Annotated in this window: 2 protein-coding genes; both read left to right on the forward strand. The window is 70.9% G+C overall.

Annotated features, from left to right (window positions below):
- A partial coding sequence (locus tag AB4091_RS22005; RefSeq protein ID WP_442295069.1) for a phage head-tail joining protein occupies positions 1 to 136 on the forward strand: 136 nt, incomplete at its 5' end.
- A gap of 4 nt (positions 137 to 140) precedes the next feature.
- Positions 141 to 382, forward strand: a 242-nt coding sequence (locus AB4091_RS22010) for a hypothetical protein (protein ID WP_442295067.1), incomplete at its 3' end; no start/stop codon positions are given.

Consider the following 382-nt stretch of genomic DNA (forward strand, 5'->3'; position numbering starts at 1 on the left):
GGTCAACGGCGAGCGCGTCACCTACCGCAGCCTGTCCGACATGCTGCGGATCAAGCGGATGATGGAGGCCGAGCTGGGGATCGATCTGCGGCCCGGCCGGTCGCGCCAGCACTACCCGGTTTTCCGGAAGGACTGACCCGATGAACATGCTGGACCGGGTGATCTCCGCGGTGGCACCGCGGTGGGGGATGGAGCGTGCCCGTGCCCGCGCGGTGACGGCGCATTACGATGCGGCTTCCCTCGGGCGCCGCGCCTCGACCATGAAGGCGACCCGGACGGACGCCGATGCAGCCGCACGGGCGCGGGCGCGGATGGCCTGGTATGCGCGCGACATGGTGCGCAACACGCCCTTCGCCACCCGCGCGCAGGCGGTCATCTGCAG

The organism is Terrabacter sp. 2RAF25, from assembly GCF_052115265.1.
Lineage (GTDB): Bacteria > Actinomycetota > Actinomycetes > Actinomycetales > Dermatophilaceae > Terrabacter.